Origin of the sequence: Myroides sp. (assembly GCF_032073645.1) — a bacterium.
Classification (GTDB): domain Bacteria; phylum Bacteroidota; class Bacteroidia; order Flavobacteriales; family Flavobacteriaceae; genus Flavobacterium; species Flavobacterium odoratimimum.
Genome location: NZ_DAMANB010000003.1, coordinates 169,977 through 192,428, shown reverse-complemented (window position 1 = coordinate 192,428; position 22,452 = coordinate 169,977). Strand labels below are relative to the sequence as shown.

Annotated in this window: 18 protein-coding genes and 1 pseudogene; 10 read left to right on the top strand and 9 right to left on the bottom strand. The window is 36.4% G+C overall.

Annotated elements, in window-relative coordinates:
* Positions 1 to 50: 50 nt before the first annotated feature.
* The 5 genes from RT228_RS03855 to RT228_RS03835 are packed head-to-tail and all read right to left on the bottom strand — an operon-like array spanning position 51 to position 3,245.
* On the bottom strand, positions 51 to 881 hold the full coding sequence (locus tag RT228_RS03855) for a TPM domain-containing protein (RefSeq protein WP_006259641.1): 831 nt from the start codon (positions 879 to 881) through the stop codon (positions 51 to 53).
* A gap of 4 nt (positions 882 to 885) precedes the next feature.
* Positions 886 to 1,326 carry a TPM domain-containing protein gene (locus tag RT228_RS03850; protein ID WP_006259640.1) on the bottom strand — a complete coding sequence of 147 codons (441 nt, stop codon included), beginning with the start codon at positions 1,324 to 1,326 and terminating at the stop codon, positions 886 to 888.
* Positions 1,327 to 1,337: 11 nt separating this feature from the next.
* Positions 1,338 to 1,922: a LemA family protein gene (locus RT228_RS03845; protein WP_006259639.1), complete on the bottom strand. Its 585-nt coding sequence runs from the start codon at positions 1,920 to 1,922 to the stop codon at positions 1,338 to 1,340.
* A gap of 16 nt (positions 1,923 to 1,938) precedes the next feature.
* Complete coding sequence (locus tag RT228_RS03840) at positions 1,939 to 2,268, bottom strand: MerR family transcriptional regulator (protein ID WP_006259638.1); 330 nt, start codon at positions 2,266 to 2,268, stop codon at positions 1,939 to 1,941.
* Positions 2,268 to 3,245, bottom strand: coding sequence for a M23 family metallopeptidase (locus RT228_RS03835; RefSeq protein WP_006259637.1), 978 nt, complete (start codon positions 3,243 to 3,245; stop codon positions 2,268 to 2,270). The genes RT228_RS03840 and RT228_RS03835 overlap by 1 nt, the downstream gene beginning before the upstream one ends.
* Before the next feature lie 224 nt (positions 3,246 to 3,469).
* Here RT228_RS03835 and alaS point away from each other — a divergent pair, with 224 nt between their 5' ends.
* The 3 genes from alaS to RT228_RS03820 all read left to right on the top strand — a co-directional run bounded on the left by alaS (position 3,470) and on the right by RT228_RS03820 (position 7,767).
* The gene (gene alaS / locus RT228_RS03830; RefSeq protein ID WP_006259636.1) at positions 3,470 to 6,097 is read left to right on the top strand and encodes an alanine--tRNA ligase; all 2,628 of its coding nucleotides are present in this window, start codon (positions 3,470 to 3,472) and stop codon (positions 6,095 to 6,097) included.
* 78 nt (positions 6,098 to 6,175) lie between these two features.
* Positions 6,176 to 7,132 carry a GSCFA domain-containing protein gene (locus tag RT228_RS03825; RefSeq protein ID WP_006259635.1) on the top strand — a complete coding sequence of 319 codons (957 nt, stop codon included), beginning with the start codon at positions 6,176 to 6,178 and terminating at the stop codon, positions 7,130 to 7,132.
* 2 nt (positions 7,133 to 7,134) lie between these two features.
* Positions 7,135 to 7,767 carry a DUF4230 domain-containing protein gene (locus RT228_RS03820; protein ID WP_006259634.1) on the top strand — a complete coding sequence of 211 codons (633 nt, stop codon included), beginning with the start codon at positions 7,135 to 7,137 and terminating at the stop codon, positions 7,765 to 7,767.
* Here the strand turns inward: RT228_RS03820 and RT228_RS03815 are convergent.
* The 3 genes from RT228_RS03815 to RT228_RS03805 all read right to left on the bottom strand — a co-directional run bounded on the left by RT228_RS03815 (position 7,762) and on the right by RT228_RS03805 (position 12,257).
* Positions 7,762 to 9,513, bottom strand: coding sequence for an aromatic amino acid hydroxylase (locus RT228_RS03815; RefSeq protein WP_006259633.1), 1,752 nt, complete (start codon positions 9,511 to 9,513; stop codon positions 7,762 to 7,764). The genes RT228_RS03820 and RT228_RS03815 overlap by 6 nt on opposite strands.
* A gap of 177 nt (positions 9,514 to 9,690) precedes the next feature.
* The gene (locus RT228_RS03810; protein WP_006259632.1) at positions 9,691 to 10,248 is read right to left on the bottom strand and encodes a DUF4136 domain-containing protein; all 558 of its coding nucleotides are present in this window, start codon (positions 10,246 to 10,248) and stop codon (positions 9,691 to 9,693) included.
* A 20-nt stretch (positions 10,249 to 10,268) separates the two neighbouring features.
* Positions 10,269 to 12,257, bottom strand: a complete 1,989-nt coding sequence (locus tag RT228_RS03805) for a urocanate hydratase (RefSeq protein WP_006259631.1) — start codon at positions 12,255 to 12,257, stop codon at positions 10,269 to 10,271.
* Positions 12,258 to 12,437: 180 nt separating this feature from the next.
* Between RT228_RS03805 and RT228_RS03800 the strand changes: the two genes are divergently transcribed.
* The 4 genes from RT228_RS03800 to hemL all read left to right on the top strand — a co-directional run bounded on the left by RT228_RS03800 (position 12,438) and on the right by hemL (position 15,901).
* The gene (locus tag RT228_RS03800; RefSeq protein ID WP_006259630.1) at positions 12,438 to 12,770 is read left to right on the top strand and encodes a hypothetical protein; all 333 of its coding nucleotides are present in this window, start codon (positions 12,438 to 12,440) and stop codon (positions 12,768 to 12,770) included.
* The gene (locus tag RT228_RS03795; protein WP_006259629.1) at positions 12,763 to 13,641 is read left to right on the top strand and encodes a 1-aminocyclopropane-1-carboxylate deaminase/D-cysteine desulfhydrase; all 879 of its coding nucleotides are present in this window, start codon (positions 12,763 to 12,765) and stop codon (positions 13,639 to 13,641) included. Before RT228_RS03800 ends, RT228_RS03795 begins: the two co-directional genes overlap by 8 nt.
* Positions 13,642 to 13,722: 81 nt before the next feature.
* Positions 13,723 to 14,619 (top strand): glucosaminidase domain-containing protein, encoded by an 897-nt coding sequence (locus RT228_RS03790; RefSeq protein WP_006259628.1) that lies wholly within the window; start codon positions 13,723 to 13,725, stop codon positions 14,617 to 14,619.
* A 1-nt stretch (position 14,620) separates the two neighbouring features.
* Positions 14,621 to 15,901 (top strand): glutamate-1-semialdehyde 2,1-aminomutase, encoded by a 1,281-nt coding sequence (gene hemL / locus RT228_RS03785; protein WP_006259627.1) that lies wholly within the window; start codon positions 14,621 to 14,623, stop codon positions 15,899 to 15,901.
* A gap of 289 nt (positions 15,902 to 16,190) precedes the next feature.
* Here the strand turns inward: hemL and RT228_RS03780 are convergent.
* Positions 16,191 to 16,789, bottom strand: a pseudogene (locus RT228_RS03780) (ribonuclease HII).
* A gap of 407 nt (positions 16,790 to 17,196) precedes the next feature.
* Here RT228_RS03780 and RT228_RS03775 point away from each other — a divergent pair.
* From RT228_RS03775 to RT228_RS03765, 3 genes are all read left to right on the top strand, one after another.
* Positions 17,197 to 20,256 carry a SusC/RagA family TonB-linked outer membrane protein gene (locus RT228_RS03775; protein WP_313138473.1) on the top strand — a complete coding sequence of 1,020 codons (3,060 nt, stop codon included), beginning with the start codon at positions 17,197 to 17,199 and terminating at the stop codon, positions 20,254 to 20,256.
* A gap of 6 nt (positions 20,257 to 20,262) precedes the next feature.
* Positions 20,263 to 21,681 (top strand): RagB/SusD family nutrient uptake outer membrane protein, encoded by a 1,419-nt coding sequence (locus tag RT228_RS03770; protein ID WP_006259624.1) that lies wholly within the window; start codon positions 20,263 to 20,265, stop codon positions 21,679 to 21,681.
* A gap of 65 nt (positions 21,682 to 21,746) precedes the next feature.
* Positions 21,747 to 22,238 (top strand): sugar-binding protein, encoded by a 492-nt coding sequence (locus RT228_RS03765; RefSeq protein ID WP_006259623.1) that lies wholly within the window; start codon positions 21,747 to 21,749, stop codon positions 22,236 to 22,238.
* The last annotated feature ends 214 nt before the right edge of the window (positions 22,239 to 22,452 follow it).

The following is a 22,452-nucleotide window of genomic DNA, read 5'->3' as shown; positions in this document are numbered from 1 at the left end:
CGACTAGCACTAACTATATTACCTGCTTATATGTTTAGAATGACGTATGTCTACCAGCTACCGCTAGATCCTCCTCCGGAGAACCCACCGCCGCCAAAGCCTCCACCGAAGCCTCCGCCACCGCCTCCACTTCCGAAGCCACCACCGCCACCGAAGCTTCCGCCGCCTCCGCCACCACGGCCAAGACTGCTTAATACAAGGATGTCTAGTAAGCTACTTCCAAAGTCACGTGAGCGATGATTACCTCCGCCTCTTCCATTGTTATCTTTCTTACCGAATACGATAGTCAGTACGATGATCAGTATAATGATTCCTAAACACGCTAGACCACCGATGCTATTATCACCATCTGTTCTAACGGTCTTGTCTGCCTTATATGTACCCGTCAATAGCTGGAAGATGGCATCTGTCCCTTTGTCTAATCCTGCGTAATAATCATTGCGCTTAAACTCTGGGATAATGATATTACGGATAATCTCTCCTCCTTGTCCGGCTGTGATAAGGTGTTCTACTCCATAACCAGGGTAGATACCGATCTGACGTTCTTTTGCCGCCATAAGGATTACGATACCATTGTCCTTTCCTTTCTGTCCGATGCCCCATTCTTGTCCCCATTTAGGTCCTAGTATACCAATGTTTTCTCCTTTTAGAGATGGAATGGTAATTAGGACTATCTGAGTAGAAGTAGAATCACTATAAGCAATGAGTTTGCGCTCTAGCTGCTTCATTTGATTCGCTTCTAATATGGTAGCATAGTCGTATACAGAAGTTTGGAAAGAGGGTTTCTTAGGGACGTCTAATTGAGCATAAGTTACCTGTGATAATAATAGAATTATAATCAGGGTTATGAAATGATATGCTTTTAGTAATAGCTTGATCATTGATTTATGCTTTTGAAATTTCGTTTGATAATTCGTTTTTATTTTCTTCAAGTGAAGGGAAGTGTACTTTTAGTTGACTTCCTGCTTTTAGGATCCCGTAGACTAATCCTTCTTTGAACAGACCTTGTCTGAAGTGATTAATCACTAGTTCTTTGGTTCCTTCCCAGAAGTTATCTGATCTAACTTTATGATCTATTCCCTGATCACCCAGTATCACGAATGCTTTAGAGTTAATACAGATGTAAAACAGTACACCATTTCTAGCAGCTGTCTTATCTATGCCTAATTCAAAGAAGACCTCCTGAGCTCTTTCAAAAGGATCTTTCTTAGAAGTCGTTTCGATATGTACTCTAATCTCTCCAGAAGTATTCTTTTCTGCTTGAGTTATAGCAAGAACAATTTCTTCTTCATCCGTTTTGGTTAAAAACTCTCTTAGTCTATCCATTTTATAGTTTTTTAGAATTTTACTTCAGGTGCTTTCTCTGCTCCAGCTTCTGCTTGGAAGTAAGGTCTTTCTTTATAATCGCTTAAGAAGAACTTATTAGGCATCTTAAGTACATAACTGTTATATACAGCTACAGCGTCATTAAAACGAGTACGTTGAGTTAATATTTGGTTCTCTGTACTAGCTAGTTCATCTTGTAGTTTTAAGAAGTTTTGATTTGTTTTTAAATCAGGGTATTTCTCTACAGTTACTAATAATCTTCCTAATGCACTAGATACACCAGATTGAGCTTGTTGGAATTCTTGGAATTGTTCAGGGGTTACATTAGATGGGTCTATATTAATAGAAGTAGCTTTTGCACGCGCATTTACTACAGCTTCTAATGTTGATTTTTCGAAGTCAGCAGCCCCTTTTACTGTGTTTACTAAGTTTCCGATAAGGTCGTTTCTACGTTGGTAAGCCCCTTGCACATCAGCCCAAGATTTATCTGTAGCCTGTTTGTGTACTAGAGCCGAGTTGTTGTAGTTCATAGATAGCATAAAGTATCCTCCGATTAATACTACAAGTACGATGATAATTGGTAAAGCTTTTTTCATTTTGATTTTTTGTTATTTAGAGTTCATTTTTAATATTCAGTAGCGCTGTTTTGATTCCTTCTAGTTTCTGTATGATTTCGAAGTTATCCATAATGTCTTTTGCATTCTTCTTCATGTGTTCTTTAGCACCGTCTAGTGTGAATCCTCTTTCTTTCACTAAGTGATAGATGAGCTGAAGATTTTGCACATCCTGAGGTGTGAACATTCGATTTCCTTTTGCATTCTTTCTAGGTTTGATAATGTCAAATTCTTTCTCCCAGAATCGCAATAACGAAGCATTTACATCAAATGCCTTGGCAAGTTCGCCAATGCTATAGTATCGTTTATCAGGTAAGTTTAATTCCATTAGTCAAGTGATTGGTTTTCTTGGTTAGCTTCTTGTGATAGAAGTTCAAATTCTTTAGCAGAGATTTCTCCGTAGTAGTAATTCAGTGGATTGACTACGTTCCCTTGGTAGTGTACCTCATAGTGTAAGTGAGGACCAGAGCTACGCCCAGTACTACCTACATATCCTATGATATCTCCACGTTTAACAGACTGTCCAGCTCGAGCTTGGTACTTGCTTAAGTGAGCGTACCTAGTTAGGTATCCATATCCGTGATCTATCTCGATTAGGTTACCATACCCAGATAGTTCGTTGTTAGCACGGATTACTTTACCGTCTCCAGTAGCGTATATCGGAGTACCTACCTCTGCAGAGAAGTCCATACCAGCGTGGAACTTCTTGATTTTAGTAAAGGGGTCACTACGATATCCGTATCCAGATGCCATTCTCTTTAGATCTTCATTCTTCACTGGCTGTATCGCAGGGATAGAAGATAAGAATTCTTCTTTCTTCTTGGCCAGTGCGATGATGTCATCTAAGGATTGGGACTGTATGGCTACTTGTTTCAGTAGTTGATCCATCTTCACATTCGTTTCTGTCAACAGCTTTTCGTTGTTAAGCCCTACGAATGATCTATATCTATTAATACCTCCTAGGCCAGACTTGCGTTGTTCATCAGGGATAGGCGCGGTATTAAAGTAAGCTCTATAGATATCGTTATCTCGCACCTCTAATTCGTCTAGTACCTCTGTGATCAGGTCAAGTTTCTTGTTTAGAAGAGTATAGTTAGTTTTGAATTCTGCTATTTCTCTAGCTTGTTTCTTTTCTTTAGGAGTTTGTAGGATATCACTATTAATTAAAAAGATTAATCCAAGCACTCCAAAAATAGCTGCTGTTAGTAAAAACAAGAGTATATTACCTATCTGTCTAAACTTTTTAGGGCGTATTTTAAGGAACGCTAATTTTTCAGGGTCGTAATAATATTTTACCTTAGCCATATTTTTAAAAAAACACTATTTTTGCACTATCTTTTTTGTATCTTATAAGAAGTGCTGTCATTGGTTAGCTAACAAATTTAAAAAATGTTTTCGTTATAATGATAGTTTAAGTGCCAAAGAGAATAAAATAAAAGCTAGTTATTCGTTAATTTATAATATGTTTAACAACTAACCGAATAACTTAATAATAAGAATATAAAAGAATAAATTAGTTTCCAAAGGATATGAAATCACAAGAAATTCGTCAGAAGTTTTTAAACTTTTTTGAAGAAAGAGGTCACATGGTAGTGCCTTCTGCTCCGATCGTTCTTAAAGACGATCCAACTTTAATGTTTAATAACTCTGGGATGGCCCAGTTTAAAGAGTATTTCTTAGGAAACGCCAAGCCTAAAAGTAACCGTATCACTGATACACAGAAGTGTCTTCGCGTGTCTGGTAAGCACAATGACTTAGAAGAGGTAGGTATCGATACATACCACCACACAATGTTCGAGATGCTAGGGAACTGGAGTTTCGGAGATTACTTTAAGAAAGAAGCTATCAATTGGGCTTGGGAATTATTGACTGAAGTTTATAACATCCCTAAAGATATTTTATACGTTACTGTATTTGAAGGTAGCGAAGAGGAGAACGTTCCTTTTGACCAAGAAGCTTATGATATTTGGAGTACCCTAATCGGCAAGGATCGTATCCTGATGGGGAATAAGAAAGATAACTTCTGGGAAATGGGAGATCAAGGACCTTGTGGACCATGTACTGAGATACACGTAGATATCCGTAGTGCTGAGGAGAAGGCAAAGATAGCGGGTAGAGAATTAGTGAATGGAGATCATCCACAGGTAGTAGAGATCTGGAATAACGTATTTATGGAGTTTAACCGTAAAGCGGATGGTTCGCTAGAGAAGTTACCTGCTCAGCACGTAGATACAGGTATGGGGTTTGAGCGTCTATGTATGGTGCTTCAAGGAGTACAGTCTAACTATGACACAGATGTATTCTCTCCACTTATCGCTAAAGTATCTGAGCTAACAGGTGGTAAATACACAATGAAAGCAAAAGATGATGAGGAAGAGAAGATTAATATCGCTATCCGCGTTATCGTTGACCACGTAAGAGCAGTTGCCTTTGCTATTGCAGATGGGCAGTTGCCTTCTAACAATGGAGCAGGGTATGTGATCCGTCGTATCTTACGTCGTGCTATTCGCTATGCATTTACGTTCTTAGATAAGAAAGAACCATTCATCTATGAGTTAGTAGAGGTGTTAAGTACACAGATGGGAGCATTCTTCCCAGAAATCACTAGTCAAAAAGAATTAGTGAAAAACGTGATTAAAGAAGAAGAAACTTCTTTCTTAAGAACGTTAGAGCAAGGGTTACATTTATTAGACAATGTGATCAAACAAACAGAAGGTAAAGTAGTATCAGGAGTGAAGGCTTTTGAACTATACGATACTTTTGGTTTCCCTATTGACTTGACAGCGCTTATCCTTAGAGAGAAAGGGTATGAACTAGACGAAGCTGGTTTTGACGCAGCAATGTTAGAACAAAAAACACGTTCTCGTGCGGCTTCAGAAGTATCTACTGATGACTGGACTGTGTTAGTGTCAGGAAATGTAGAGCAGTTCGTAGGATATGATCAGTTAGAGAATGAAGTGAAGATCACTCGTTATAGAAAGATTGACAGTAAAAAAGATGGTAAGTTATTCCAAATCGTGTTAGATTCTACTCCATTCTATCCAGAAGGAGGAGGACAGGTAGGAGATACTGGAATATTAGTATCTGCTAATGACACTATCCAAGTAATCGATACGAAAAAAGAGAATAACTTAATATTACATATCGTAAGAGAGCTTCCTGCTAATGTAGAAGGAACTCTAGTAGCGAAGGTAGATGTAGAAGCGCGTAAGCAATCTATGGCTAACCACTCTGCTACTCACTTACTACACCAAGCATTGCGCACTATCTTAGGTACTCACGTAGAACAAAAAGGTTCGTTAGTGGCTCCTACGCACTTGCGCTTTGACTTCTCTCACTTCTCTAAAGTGACAGAAGAAGAGTTAGCACAAGTAGAGGTATTCGTGAATGATAGAATTCACGATCACTTGCCATTAGTAGAGCGCAGAAGTATACCGATGGCTCAGGCTATTGCTGAAGGTGCTATGGCATTATTCGGTGAAAAATACGGTGATGAGGTACGTGCTATTAAGTTTGGAGAGAGTATGGAGCTATGTGGAGGTACTCACGTAGGAAATACAAGTGATATCTGGCAGTTCAAGATCGTAAGTGAAGGAGCTGTAGCTGCTGGTATTCGTCGTATTGAGGCGATTACGAATAAAGCTGCTCGTCAGTTCTACGTAGAACAAGAAGATACATTAAAAGAGCTTAAAGCAGTATTAAAGAATCCACAAGATACCTTAAAAGCGGTAGTATCTCTTCAAGATGAGAATGCTAAACTTAAAAAACAAGTAGAGCAATTATTAAAAGAGAAAGCAAAGAACCTAAAAGGAGACTTAAAAGGTCAAATCCAAGAGGTAAACGGTATCTCTTTCTTAGCTGTAGAAGTGGACTTAGATGCTGCTGGAGCAAAGGACCTTGCGTATGAGTTAGGTAATGAGTTCTCTAATCTATATGTACTGCTTGGTAGTGTAGCGAATGATAAGCCAATGCTGACTTGTTATGTATCTAAAGATATAGTAGAGAGCAAAGGTCTTAATGCAGGTACTATCGTACGTGAGTTAGGTAAACACATCCAAGGTGGTGGTGGTGGACAAGCGTTCTTCGCTACAGCAGGAGGTAAGAACCCAGCAGGTATGGCAGACGCTATCGCTCACGCAAAAGATTATTTGAAATAGTATTATATTTGTAATAATAATAGATAAAAAAAGATTCTCATATGAGAATCTTTTTTTTGTTCAAGAGTTCATCAGATTATGAAGTTTAGTACAGTAGTGCCTACTAAGGTAGCAAAGGATAGAATTAAATACGAGCATAAGATCTTATCTATGGGATCTTGTTTTGCTGTGAATATAAGTGATAAGCTAAAAGAGTATCAGTTCCAAAGTGTGGTGAATCCATTCGGTATTCTGTTTCACCCTATCGCGATAGAGCGCATATTAGAGTATGCGGTGAAAGGGCATGAATTTACAAGTGCAGATGTGTTCTGTCATAACGAGGTGTGGAGTAGCTTTATCGCACATTCTGATTTGAATGAATTAGAAGAAGAAGATATCGTGACGAAGCTGAATGTAAAGTTGTTTGACTTACAGGTAGCTTTAAAAGAGAGCTCGTTTATGTATATCACTTTAGGAACAGCTTGGGTATATGAGCATATCGAGAGTGGAATGGTTGTTGCCAATTGTCATAAGGTAGCGCAGAGTAATTTCAAAAAGAGGTTATTAAGTACTGAAGAAGTGAAGGTTAGCTTGTCTAAAATTATTACATTAGTACAAGCTATTAATCCGGATATACAGATTGTGTTTACGGTGTCTCCAGTGAGACATTTTAAAGATGGTATAGTAGAGAATCAGAGAAGTAAGTCAGTATTATTTACTGCCTTACACGATGTGTTAGATCAGCAAAGTGGAGATAAAATTAGTTACTTCCCTTCTTATGAGATTGTAATGGATGAGCTAAGAGATTATCGCTTTTATAAAGCTGATATGTTACATCCAAATGAGTTGGCGATAGATTATATCTGGGAGCGCTTTGTGACGACTTGGATTCATCCTGATATGTATCCGATTATGCATAAAGTAGATGAGGTGCAAAAAGGATTGAACCATAGACCTTTTAACCCTACTGCAGAACAGCACTTAGCTTTCTTAGATACATTGGTAGCCAAGATAGATTACTTATTAGAGAAATATCCATTTATGAACTTTAGATAGTTATGAGAAAGTTATTGCGCGTACTCTTCGGTATATTTATAGTGCTCTTCTTTATGTTTGCAGGAGTTGTTTTGTATAACAGCTTTGTGAAGGGGGATAAAGATGATATGCAATACAATACAGCTCTAATCCAAGAGCAGTTAAAAAACGTGAGTAAACTAGTCGTGACAGAAGCTACTTTCTCACAAGTAATGACGTATAAGGATCAGCAGAAATACTTTTTAAATATGCTTTCTTTTGATAAAAAGGCTGTGGTTATTATTAATGCAAAGGCTACAGTGTCTTATGATTTGAGTCAACTGCAATATCAGATCGATGAGAAGAATAAGGTAGTGCAATTAATATATATACCAGAAGCAGAAGTTAATATATATCCTGACTATAAAATACTAGATGTAGAACAGAGTACTTTCAACCCTTTTAAAGGTGATGACTACAATAAGATTAATGCAAAAGTGAAGAAAGACTTAGAAGATAAAATAGAAAAGTCCACTTTAAAATCGAATGCGGAGAATCGACTTATAAGTGAACTTTCTAAAATATTAATAGTTACCAATACTCTAGGTTGGAAACTAGAGTATCAAGGTAACGTTATTCAAAGTGATAAAGATTTGGTATTAGATATAGCTTTATAAGCTTTTTAGAATAATATCTATACCGTCTTTGATTAAATGAGCTACTTCAGGTCTGTTTGTTTGAACAGATTTAAGGTGGCTCATTGCTTTTTCAGCTAATACTGTATTTGAAGCTTTTTTAGCTAATTCCAGTATTTCTACTGTAAGTAACCAATCAGAAGGGTATTCGTTGATTAGAACATCTAGTACGTTGTTTAAATCAGTTGTTTTACTCTCTTCTCTCATGGCTCTAACTTCTTGGTAGAAGTTTTCAAGCTTTATTTTACTCTCGTCTCTTTTTGCTTTTATTGTTTGGCTAGAAGGAACATGATTGATTAGATCAAAACTGTGGTAGTCAGCAGGTCCTGAGAAAGCAGAAATCACATGAGCACCAACAGCCATATCATAAGTCCCCCATTCTGGTTGGAATAGTACTTCATCATTGTGCTTCACTGTACAGTCACTAAAACTAATCAGAATAATCTTACCATGTATATTGCGAATACCCGTGATATTAGTTCCAGATACAGTGATCCCTCCTTCGAACTCTAGAGTTACTGGCTTGCCTTCATATAAGTTATAAGCTTTTAGATCTCTAGGGCTCATGTCTTCTATAGCAAGGTTGATTCCCTTTAAACGACCTAATGCAGTACCAAAACCATGTGGATGAGTCTCTGTGCCGTGTCCTACTAATTCTTTCTCTCTATAAGACAAAGCTGTTTTGCCTGTTGTCTGTACATAAGCAGGTGTGCCTTCGTGTTCGATTACACGTGTAAATACACCTGATATCTGTAGACCTGTATTCAGTTCTATCGTACCTAAGGCTTTAGAGTCTATTAGTTTGTTTATTCCCATTAAGCCTCCTTTTCTTAAAGCCATCTTATTTGCAAACTCTTCTAATACTTCACTTAGATAAGCAAAGTCAGGAGTTACATATAACTGAGGTTGAGGTTTAGTGATATCAAAGCCTTGGTATGCAGCTTCTATGCTGTAAGGAAGTTTTTTTACATTATCAGTCATACACCATGCACTCTCTCCGATAGAAGATAGTAAGCCTGCTCCGTATATCTTAGGGTTATCCGTAGTACCGATTAATCCATACTCTACTGTCCACCAGTGAAGATTACGGATAAGTGCCATCTCAGAAGGTTCTTCTGTTATACCTTGTAAATAATCTACCTGCTCTTCTGCCTTTTTGATTTCTTCAGGGTCTACACCCTCAGCCTCTTTTAAGATAGACAGTAAGCGGATAGCTTCATATATCTCATAGTCTCTGCCAGAAGAAATAGCCTTACAGCCTATCTCTCCGAAGCGTCTCAGATACTCAGCATACTCAGGGTTAGCGATAATAGGAGCATGTCCTGCCCCTTCGTGTATAATGTCTGGTGCAGGTGTGTATTCTATATTTTCTAATTGTCTAATATCTGATGCAATAACAAGTACTTTATACGCCTGAAACTCCATAAAGGCATTCGGTGGTATAAAGCCATCTACTGCTACAGCAGCCCAACCAATTTCTTTTAATATTCTATTCATCCCATACATACTAGGGATACTTTCTATAGAAATACCTGTTTTAGCTAGACCGTCAAGATATGATTCGTGAGCAACTTTAGATAGATAATCAACATTTTTACGCATAACGTATCGCCACACAGCTTGATTAATAGGTGTATAATCCTGATAACTCTGTGGTTTGATAAATTGTTTTAAATGCTGTGGCAATCTTTCGATCAAGTCGTTACTTTCATATTCTTGTGTTTTCATAAATGAAATTTGTTATTGTTTGTCGTAAATATAATAAAAACAATGGACGATAGGCACTCAGAATACCCTATTATTGTGTTTTTAGTCGAATCATTAAGAGAATTCTTTGGAAAAGTATAAAAGAACAGAGGCTCTCCTTTAAGGGAAAGCCTCTGTGTATATCATCTATAGGAAGAATTATTTCTTCTCTAGCGTAGGAGGGAACTTAGTTAATATCTTTTCGATAAACTCATGTATTCTCTCTTCTTTTTTCTCTGGAGTAGGTGCATTGTCTAGGTATCCTGTTCCTATTCCTTGCCAGATTAAGGCTTTTTTCTTTGTGTCTAGAACGTCTATATAAAGTGTCCCCTCTATAGAAGTAGACACTGTCGTATTATTAGGTCCCCAATATGGTCCCCATCCCCAACCGTAGTATCCGTAAGGAGAATAGAAGTTGTTATGGGTAGTCACATTGACTTGTTTTGACGCTTTAGTGAAAATATTAATAACAAAATCAGGATTGCTACTAGCTTTTGTAAAACCTTTTGCTGTAAGATTACTATCAATAGCAGTTAGAATTCTCTTCTTGTCTAAGTCATTAATCGTTGCTTGATCAATACCTTCTTTAAAGAAAGCATACGTTTTGTATTGTTCGAAGTCCACAGCTTTATCATAATCTGCTGTTACTTTAACGCTACTACATGATGCTATAAATAACATCAATAGAGCTAGTGGTAATAATTTAATAGCTTTCATGAGTGAAATTGTTTTAATTGTTATTTCAATAAGTTTTCATCTACTATATTTGGAATAGTTACTTTTAGAAGTGGTTCTACTTCCATCGCTCTTTTTATTGCAAAAATAGCTTCGTCATTTCTAGCCCAGCTTCTTCTAGCGATTCCATTATTAACATCCCAGAATAGCATTGATTCTAATCTTTTTTGTGCTTCAATAGTACCATCAAGTAACATACCAAAACCACCATTGATTACTTCTCCCCATCCTACACCACCACCATTGTGGATAGATACCCAAGTAGCTCCTCTGAAACTGTCTCCGATAACGTTATGGATAGCCATATCAGCTGTGAATTTAGAACCATCATAGATATTAGACGTTTCTCTGTATGGTGAGTCTGTACCTGATACATCATGGTGATCTCTTCCTAATACTACAGGGCCTATCTTACCTGCTTTAATAGCGTCGTTAAATGCTCTGGCGATATTAATACGCCCTTCAGCATCTGCATATAAGATACGAGCTTGTGACCCTACTACTAGTTTATTCTCTTGAGCACCTTTTATCCAACGGATATTATCAGCCATCTGTTGTTGTATTTCTACAGGCGAGTTTTTAATCATCTCTTCTAATACCTCACAAGCGATCTCATCTGTTTTGGCTAGATCTTCTGGCTTACCAGATGTACATACCCATCTAAATGGTCCAAATCCGTAGTCAAAACACATTGGCCCCATAATATCCTGTACATAACTAGGGTATTTAAAGTCGATATTATTAGCTGCCATAACATCAGCTCCTGCTCTAGAGGCTTCTAATAAGAAAGCATTTCCATAGTCAAAGAAATAAGTTCCTTTAGCTGTGTGTTTATTAATAGCGGCAGCTTGTCGTCTTAGAGACTCTTGTACTAGTTCTTTAAACTTAGCTGGGTTATTAGCCATTAAGTCATTTGCTTCTTCAAAAGCAACGCCTACTGGGTAGTATCCTCCTGCCCAAGGGTTGTGAAGAGAGGTCTGATCAGAACCTAAGTCTATGTATAAATCTTGTTTGTCAAATTCTTCCCATATATCTACTACGTTACCTTGGTATGCGATAGATACGATTTCTTTATGCTCTTGTGCTTTTTTAACGCGAACGACTAGGGCGTTGATATCAGTTATTACTTCGTCTACCCATCCTTGAGAATGTCTAGTATGTACTGCTTTAGGGTTTACCTCTGCACATACCGTAATACATCCTGCAATATTTCCAGCTTTTGGTTGAGCACCACTCATTCCTCCTAATCCTGAAGTCACAAACAGCTTACCTGCTAATCCTTCTCCGTTTTTAGCTATTTTTCTACCGCCGTTTAGCACTGTGATTGTTGTCCCGTGTACGATACCTTGAGGACCTATATACATATAGCTACCTGCAGTCATCTGACCGTACTGTGTCACACCTAACGCATTGAACTTTTCCCAATCATCCGGTTTCGAGTAGTTAGGGATCATCATACCATTAGTCACTACTACACGAGGTGCGTTTTTATGAGAAGGGAATAGCCCCATAGGATGACCAGAATACATTACTAATGTCTGCTCGTCAGTCATCTCTCCTAAATACTTCATCGTCAGTAAGTATTGAGCCCAGTTAGAAAACACAGCTCCATTACCTCCGTAAGTAATTAACTCATGTGGATGTTGTGCTACAGCATAGTCAAGGTTGTTTTGGATCATTAGCATGATTGCCTTCGCTTGTAGACATTGTCCAGGATATTCATCTATTGGTCTAGCATACATCTTGTAGTCCGGGCGTAGACGGTACATATAGATTCTTCCGTACTTTTCAAGTTCTTCTTTGAACTCAGGGATAAGTGTACTGTGGTTCTCACTTGGGAAATAGCGTAGCGCATTCTTAAGGGCTAATACTTTCTCATCATCAGATAAGATTTCTTTTCTCTTAGGAGCGTGGTTGATAGATAAATCATACTCTTTCTTAGGAGGTAACACAGTCGGTATCCCTTGTAAAATATGTTCTTGAAAAGTCATTTTTATAATTTTTTGTTTGTTATTAATTTTTATTTAAATACTAGTGAATTAGCCAAATCATTAACTATTTTTGCTACGTTGACGCTTTATTACACTAGCTGTAGTAAAACTGATGGGAAGATAGTAATAAACTTGGATAAAATTAATATCTCGATTATTAAAAAGTTCTAAAAAAAGAGAGTGGTAATTGTTTGTAAATATTTAGTTCCTAAAGGATATCAGGGAATAACATTGTTTCCCTTTATTATTTTAAGATCAGCAGAATCTAAAGGAGATCGTTATTTACTAAATCATGAACGCATCCATCTAAGGCAACAAATAGAACTGTTGATTGTGTTATTTTATCTTTGGTATGTTTTAGATTTTGTGTGGCGTTATTTTCAAACTAAGGATGTGAAAAAGGCATATCGTAAGAACCTGTTTGAGAGAGAAGCGTATCAATATGAACACAATCTTGACTATTTAAAAACGAGAAGACTTTATTCATTCTTAAGAAATAATACTAATGTTTGAGAGCGAGAATGTATATAATGAACAATTGAAAGTAGAATTGCCTAGAGGGATTACTATTTTTGTCAAGAGAGAAGATTTATTACATGAAGAAGTATCAGGTAATAAGTTTAGAAAATTAAAGTACAATATTTTAAAGGCGCAAGAGTTAGGATATAGTAAGCTTTTGACATTCGGGGGGGCATATTCTAACCATATAGCGGCTACTGCCGCGGCAGGACGTATCTGTGGAGTAGAGACGATAGGTATCATTAGAGGTGAAGAGCTAGAAAATAACTACACAGGCAATCCAACACTAACGAAGGCAGTAGAGGATGGAATGACGCTTGGTTTTATGACGCGCACAGAGTATAGAAGTAAAGGAGAGGTAGAGATCATCGATAGACTAAAAGCTAGGTATGGAGATTTTTATTTAGTACCAGAAGGAGGAACGAATGCAGAGGCAATAAAGGGAACAGAAGAAATATTAAAAGAAGGTGATGAGGCCTTTGATTATATCTGTACAGCTGTAGGAACAGGAGGGACGATAGCGGGTATTATTAACAGTTCTCATCAGAATCAAACCATATTAGGCTTTCCTGCCCTTAAAGGGAGCTTTTTATATGAGGATATTCGTAAGTTTGCTACTAATGACAATTGGGACTTAGTTTTAGACTATCACTTCGGAGGATATGCTAAGTACAATGAGGAATTGCTGTCATTTCTAAGAGAACTCTATAGACTGACAGGCGTTTTGTTTGATCCTATTTATAATGGTAAGATGATATACGGGGTGTTAGAAGAGATTAAGAAAGGAAGATTTAAGGATAATAGTAAAATACTTGTAATACACACTGGTGGCTTGCAAGGTTGGAATGAAAAGATAAATATTTAGCAATAGTAATGTATGTATAGAAGAATCATTTTTTTTATTTGTATGGTCTTTCTTGTTGGGTGTGCTAGCAAGAAAACTCCAATGCCTAAGAGTAAGGCTCTAACTACGAAGAGATATCCTGCTCCTACTGGAAAAAAAGTAAAAGAAAAAGAACTCGTGTCTAAGTCTGAGTATAGAGATAAACTTCAGAAAAATGAAGTGGATAGAAAAAAAGAAGAGAAGAAGAGAAGCTCTAGTGAGGTCTTAGAAGCTACCTCTAGACTAAGTGTGACGACTGATATGATACGCGACTATATACTTACATATAAAGATGTTGCAAAAGATAATATGACGACATACGGGATCCCTGCTAGTATTAAATTAGCTCAAGGGGTGTTAGAATCTGGCTCAGGACAAGGGACACTGAGTAGAAATGCGAATAACCACTTCGGTATTAAGTGTCATCAAGGATGGGACGGTGAGTCTGTACGCCATACAGATGATGCACCAGACGAATGCTTTAGAAAATATAGCAATCCTAACGAATCTTATACAGACCACTCTCTGTTTTTAACGAATAGAGGGCGTTATAGCAGTCTGTTTTTATTAGAAAAGGATGATTATGAAGGATGGGCAGTAGGACTAAAGAGTGCGGGGTATGCTACTGACCCTAGATATGCTGAGAAGTTGATCAGTCTTATCGAACGATATGAACTGTATAAATACGATGCTGAGGTGCTAAATAAGACTGTGACAGGGCCTAGACCTAGAACAATAGCTACAACGACTGATAAGCCGAGTACAGTAACAGAAACTAAATCTACATCGAAGTCTTCTCAGTCTAGTGCTAAAAGTAAAGGGACGGTACATGTAGTGAAAAAAGGTGATACATTATACTCTATCTCTAAGAGATATAATACCACTGTAGCACAAGTACAGAAAATGAATAAATTAACAGGAACAAACCTTTCAATAGGTCAAACTTTAAAAATAAAATAATATGTTATACCAAAGAAGTAGTAAGCTTTTTGCAGAAGCTGAGAAAGTGATACCAGGAGGAGTTAACTCTCCAGTACGTGCTTTTAAATCTGTCGGAGGAACTCCTATCTTCGTTAAAGAGGCTAAAGGAGCATATTTATACGATGAGGATGGTAATAAACTTATAGATTATATTAACTCTTGGGGACCTATGATCTTAGGACATGCTTATGAGCCAGTAGTTAATGCTGTAGTCGAAAAAGCAAAACTAGGGACTTCTTTTGGGATGCCTACAGAGATAGAGACACAGATAGCTGAGCTAGCTGTATCTATGGTACCTAATATTGATAAAATTCGCTTTGTGAATTCTGGTACAGAAGCCTGTATGAGTGCTATTAGATTAGCTAGAGGGTATACAGATAGAGAGAAGATTGTCAAATTTAAAGGTTGTTATCACGGGCACTCAGATTCATTCTTGATTTCTGCAGGAAGTGGAGCTGTTACTTTTGGTTCTCCTAACAGTCCTGGTGTAACTGCAGGTACAGCAAAAGATACTTTATTAGCAGATTATAATAATCTGAGTAATGTAGAGTCTATCCTAGAAGCCAATAAAGGAGAAGTAGCTGCGATCATCATCGAGCCTGTAGCGGGGAATATGGGATGTGTACCTCCTGCAAAAGGATTTTTAGAGGGATTAAGAACACTATGTGATAAACATGGTGCGCTATTAATCTTTGATGAGGTGATGACAGGGTTCCGTCTAGCGAAAGGTGGAGCACAAGAATTATTTGGTGTGAATGCCGACATCGTTACTTTTGGTAAAGTGATTGGTGGAGGATTGCCAGTAGGAGCTTTTGCTTCTCGTAACGAGATTATGAATTACCTTGCACCAGTGGGGCCTGTATACCAAGCAGGAACACTATCTGGTAATCCATTAGCGATGGCAGCTGGTCTTACGATGTTACAAGAGATTAATAAGGATGCTGATTTATTTAAGCGCCTTGAAGAAAAGACAGCATATTTAGAAAAAGGAATGCGCAAGGTATTAACAGATAATAAAGTAGCTTATACGATTAACCGTGTGGGATCTATGATCTCTGTATTCTTTGACGAAAGAGAAGTTGTTGATTTCGAAACAGCAGGGTATGGTAATAACGATACGTTTAAGAAATTCTTCCATGGATTATTAGCTGAAGGGGTATATATCGCTCCATCATCTTATGAAACTTGGTTTATTACTGACGCATTGACTTATGAAGATTTAGATTACACGATTAATGCAGTGAATAAGATCTTCTCTTAAGCGAATTATTGCAATTTCAAAATACAGATCAATAACCTATTCTATGGAAAGAATAGGTTATTTTTTTATCTGCTATTTTGGGAGTTATCGCATAGTGGTCGCATAGTGATGGGATAGTGGTCGCATATTTTTGCCTGTTTTTAATGCGATCACTATGCGATAAGTGTCTTATCATTATGTTATGATAGGTATCTATGAGGACTAAATGAGATATTGTGTAGACTGTAGTGAGATGTTGTTAATAAAAAAGCACACCGAAGTGTGCTTGTAATCTATAGTATTTAGGCTATTATAAGTCTAGTTTTAATTGATCAGGTAGAAGTTTAAAAGACATTCTATGGTACTTGCAAGGGCCATATTTTGCAATAGCTTCTCTGTGTTCTTTAGTAGGGTATCCTTTGTTTTTCTTCCAATTGTACATTGGGAATTCCTCGTGGATTTTATCCATATAATCATCTCGATACGTCTTTGCTAATATAGAGGCAGCTGCTAAGCTTAGGTATTTCATATCTCCTTTGACAATACACTGATGAGGTAAATCTGGGATAGGAGTGAACTTATTTCCATCTATAATGAGAAACTCTGGTTTAGGGTCTAAGTCAAGTACAGAAAGAGTCATAGCCTTAATAGAAGCGTGTAAGATGTTTAGTTCTTCGATTGCGTCTTCGTGAAGATGAGTCACTTTATAAGTTAATGCCTGATCTTCTATGATATCTCGGAGTTTGTATCGTATCTTAGAGGTGATTTTTTAGAATCGTTTATTTCTTCATTGATAAAGTCTAGTGGGAGTATTACAGCTGCAGCCGTTACAGGGCCAGCGATGCATCCTCTACCAGCTTCGTCAGTACCAGCTTCTAAGCTAAACTCGGAGAAATTTTTTAATAACATCTAAAGTCTCGTTTTTAATTACCGCAAATGTAAATAATATTAGCTGGATAGTTAGAGAGAATCTTATGATAAATTTTATAGTTCTTAGTTCAATGTTTTGTTAAAAAACGATGAGTTTTTTAGTGATTTATTTTTGCTGATAAGACGTATTTAGTGGTATTGGAAGATTTAAGTGTTAAAAAAAATAAGTCAGTTTTGTTTTTTTTAGCATTGAGTTAAAAAAACAATTGTTTTGATGTTTAGTTATTGTTGTTTTATTTGATTGTATGTATTTTTTAATTGTTAATATTTTAAATATTAATTAATATATTGTGAATGCAATTGGTTAGTATTGTTAATAATGGGTATTCTAGTTAGGTTATCTAATTACTTTTTTAGATTTGTGAACTAACTAATTCAATTTAATAATGATTTCTAAGTTAAGATGGACTTTAGCTCTTGTAGCAGGGCTAGCTGTGCAAACTTCTTTTGCACAAGAAAAGACTCTATCTGGAGTAGTATCAGAAGGAGGACTTCCATTACCAGGTGTAAGCGTGGTAATCAAGGGGACTAACGAGGGTACTCAAACAGATCTAGATGGAAACTACTCTCTTAAGGTAAAACCTGGAGATGTATTGGTATATTCTTTCATCGGAATGAACGATAAAGAATATAAAGTGTCTACAGCAAATAACTATAATGTTTCTTTAGAATCGGAAGATTCTGTGCTAGAAGAAGTAGTAGTATTAGCTTATGGGCAGGTTAAAACTAAGAATGAAGTAACAGGTAATGCTGTAGCTATTAAAGGTGATGCTGTTGCAGCCACTCCATTGGCTTCTGCTGACCAAGCTTTACAAGGACGTGTGGCAGGTTTACAAATGTCTGCTTCATCTGGTTCTCCTGGAGCTAAACAAAATATTCGTATTCGTGGACGTAACTCTATGACTGCTACTAATGAGCCGTTATACGTTATCGATGGTGTACCTATGTATGATGGTGATTTCTCTGGAGGAAATCAAGGATCAGACTCACCTTCTACATCATTATCATTATTAGCAACAATTAACCCAGCAGATATTGAGTCTATGACTGTATTAAAAGATGCTGGTGCGACTGCAGTATATGGTGCTCGTGGTACAAATGGGGTAATCTTGATTACTACTAAAAGAGGTAAATCAGGAGCTACTAAATATAATTTAAGTGCGCGTGTAGGATTCCAAAATAACGCTGTTAGAGGACCTAAATTATTATCATCTAATCAGAAAGAAGAGCTTTATTTAGATGGGTTATATAATACTTTTGGTGCTGCAAATGGGTTCACTCGTGCAGAAGCTGGAGCTTGGGCATTAACACAACCTAAACATGCTAATGCAGGTGGTTACAGTAATTGGATTGCTGCAGGCCGTCCTGATAATGATTGGGGTGAATATGTTAAGAATGCAGATGCACCTTTAACTAGTATCAACTTTTCTGCTACAGGTGGTGGTGAGCGTAACAATTTCTACGCATCTATGTCACATGACAAAATGGAGAGTACTGTTATCGGATCTGATTTTAGACGTATCGGAGCTTCTTTAAGCTTTATGCAAAAATTAAGTGATAAAATCGAATTTAATACTAGTATTAAAGTTACAAATACTAAACAAAATGGTATTTCTGAAGGGGGATCATATTTCTCGAATCCTAACTATATTAAGTTAGTTATGAATCCATGGAACCCATTGTATAACGAAGATGGTAGTTACTATCTACCACCATCAGGATATCACAATGTTGTATATACTACAAAGCATAATCAAAATTTGAATGATGTTACTCGTGTAATTAATTCTAATTCTATTAGTTATGCTATTACTGATAACTTGAAGTTTACTTCTTCTATGGGTATTGATTATACATTAGCAGATTATTCTGAGTATAGAAACCCTATTCATGGTGATGGTAGAACTTATGATGGTACTGCTGCTAAATATGTTAGAAGAAACTTTAGTTATGTAGCTCAAAACGGATTAGACTATAGATTCTATTTAGGAGAGAACCATAAGTTCGATGCTAAAGTATTAGTAGAATATCAAAAATCTAAACGTAGCTTCTTACAAGGAACGGGACAAATCATCTTAGATGGATTCAATTCTTTAGCTGCTGCGGCTGCTAATAGAGATGCTGGATATGATTTCTTAGATGATTCTAACTTAGGATATGTAGGTATCTTAAACTATAACTATCAAAATAGATTCTTAGTAGATGTAACAGGAAGACGCGAAGGTTCTTCTAAATTTACAGATAGAATAGGTTACTTCTATTCAGTTGGTGGTGCATGGAATATGCATATGGAAGAGTGGATGCAAAATCAACAAACTATTTCGACATTACGTCTTAGAGGATCTTATGGTACGAATGGTAACTCTCAGATTAATCCTAATCAATATGTACGTCGTGCTGATATCGTATCTTATGATGGAGAGGCAGCACTTATTCCAACTCAGATTGGAGGACCAATTGGATGGGAGAAACAACAAAAAATGGACTTTGGTTTTACTTTAGGGTTATTTAATGAGCGTATTACATTAGGAGCTGCTTATTTTGACAGTAAAACAAGTGACTTACTATACAATAGATCTCTTTCTAAAATGTCTGGTTTCACTAGCCAAATGATGAATATGGGAGCTATGAATAACCGTGGTATTGAAGTAGAGTTCAATGGGGAAGTTGTTAGATCTGATGATTTTAATGTTTCTGTTGGTTTTAACTTTGGTACAGTTCGTAATAGAATTACTGAGATGCCTGTTGTTGATGGAAAAGAGTTGGAGGTTTATAAATCTTATAATGCTGATGTAACTGGACATGAAGTAGGTGAGTGGTATATGCCAACATGGGCTGGAGTTGATCCTGCTACAGGACAACCTATGTGGTTTGATAAAGACGGTAATGCTACTTCTGATTATTCTAAAGCAGAACATAGATTCCAAGGAGCGAGTGCTTTACCAAAATATACTGGAGGTGCTAACTTACACGTAGATTATAAAGGATTCTTCTTAGATGGTATGTTTACTTTCGCTGGAGGACATAAAGTATATGAGCAGTATGCATTTAAAACAGCTGGTACTACAAGTGCTTTAGTTTCTTCAAATGCTTCTGTAGAGATGTTAGATAGATGGCAAAAGCCAGGTGATATTACTAACGTGCCAATCGTAGAGTACACTGCTACTGGAGGTAACAAGAGTTTCACAAGTCCATCTACTAGATTCTTACACGATGGAGATTATATTAGATTGCGTAATGTTACTTTAGGATATAATTTCAATTCTGAATTTACAAGAGCTTTGAAAGTTGATGGTTTAAGTTTCTCAGTTATTGGAACGAACTTATGGACATGGGTTAAAGACAAAGGATTAAAATATGATCCAGAGGTTGACCCTTCAGGTTACGTTAGTGTAGCTACTCCGCCTGTAAAATCAGTAGTATTCTCTGTAAATGTTAAGTTTTAAAAAGTTATGAAAAAAATTATATTTTCAATATTATCTGTAGTTCTTTTATCTGCTGGAATGACTAGTTGTTCAGATGATAGATTAGACGCTACATTAGAAGGTGCTCGAGATATCGAATCTAAGCCACTAGTATCTGCTACTGACTTAAGAGCGGCAGTATCTGGGGCGTATTATAGAATGGTAAATTATAATTACTACGGACGTGATATGGTTATCTTCAGTGAAGTACGTGGAGATAATGCATATGCGGCGGCTGGTTTTTCTAACCGTTTTCAAAATGTATCTAGTTTTACTTTGACTCCTACTCATGCTTTTCCATCAGATACATGGAAGAAGATTTATGAGGTAATTAGTTCTGCTAACTTAGCTATAGGTTCTAATATTACAATAGGTGATAAAACTGATATTAATCAAGGAAAAGCTGAAGCTTTAGCAATAAGAGCATTAGCTCATTTTGATCTATTGCGTTTATTTGGACAACAAAATGTTGACAATGCAGGATTAGCAGGATTAGGAGTACCTTATATTACGCAGTTTGGTGAATTAGATGCTAAAAATTACAAAAGACTTTCTGTTAGAGAAGTTAGAGATCTTATTTATAGAGATTTAGATGAGGCTTTGACTTTAGTGAACAAGATTGAAACTAAGAAAACACGTTTCAATGCACAATCAATTAATGGTGTGAAATCAAGAGTGGCATTGTTTTTTGGAGCATTTGATAGTGCAGATTATAACATTGCAATGGAAAGTGCTGAGAAAGCATTGAGTTTAGGTGGTGCTGTTGTTCAAAGAAGTGCATATGTTGCTTCATTTAGAGCTGAAGAACCACAAAGTAACTCTATATTAGAATTAGCACAAGATAATATCAATAATCAAGGTATTAATGGATTATCATATATCTATTCTTATTTAGGATATGGAGATGTAGTAGGTATAGAAGAGAACTTAAAAGCTCTTTTTACAGACAAAACAGATATCCGTTCATCTGAAGAGATGCAAGGTGTAAATATGGTGAAAGGTGCACCTGAGTACTACCGTAACTTTGGTAAGTATACAGCTGTTAGCTCTAACATCAAGGTTATGCGTTATGAGGAGTTAATTTATAACTACGCGGAGGCTGCAGTTCGTACAAAATCAAATGTTACAAGAGCTTTAGAATTAGTTAATAAGGTGGCTGAAGAAAGATATGAAGGTAACCCTAAGGCTAAATTTACTTCTTTAACGTTAGAAACTGTATTAGCAGAGAGACGTAAAGAATTAGTATTTGAAGGATTCCGTTTCGACGATCAAATGCGTAATAAAGAGAATTTAGGTGCTACGCCTCAATCTAAGGATGGAATTAAATATGGTGATGCTAAGTTAGCATTCCCTATACCTCGTAGTGAGATCAATGATAGTAAAATCGATCAAAACAAAGGTTACTAGTTTTTTAGTAATGTTTAATATAAAGGCTTTCGCAGATGCGAAAGCCTTTTTTGTTGTAAAATAATTTGTTATTACTATCTGTGAATAAAAGAGAATATAATTTAGTTAGTATAGGCTGTATATTTGACTATTTGAATGATTTGACAGGTAAGAAGAGTTCTTTTATGTATGAATATTCAAGCGGTAATGTAGTTAAGGCATCTAGTAGTGATAAAGTTTATACTTATGACTATGATAACCGTGGTAATCTGACTTCAGTATCGGACGATACAGGTGAATTATTTACCTATACTTATGGTGCAGGATATAATCCATTTGTACACAGTGAGTATAATTTGACATTTGAGTATTTTCCCGGTGGTGATCTAATCCGTTTTGTTCAAAGTTCTAAGAACAATATAGAGACAGCTACTAATAAAAAGACAGGAGAGATATATACATTTAAAACGACTGCCTCTCATGAATTTGGGTATCCTACTAGTATAGAAGTTAAAGGAAAAGATACTTCTAAATTGTTTAAGTTTGATTATGTTATTATTAGAGAGCCAGAGAAATAATCCTATGTAGTATCTAAAATAAAAAAACCTATAAGAATTTCTTATAGGTTTTTTTTATGAAAAAAATTAAGATATAATTATTCGTATTTTACGATGAATTTATAAGTTTAAAATATTTATAAGTTTATTTTTTTGTTAATTATATAAGTTATGTTTTTATTTTTTGTGTTTTAGTTATCTATTATTTTTTACTACAAATATGTTTTACTGTTGT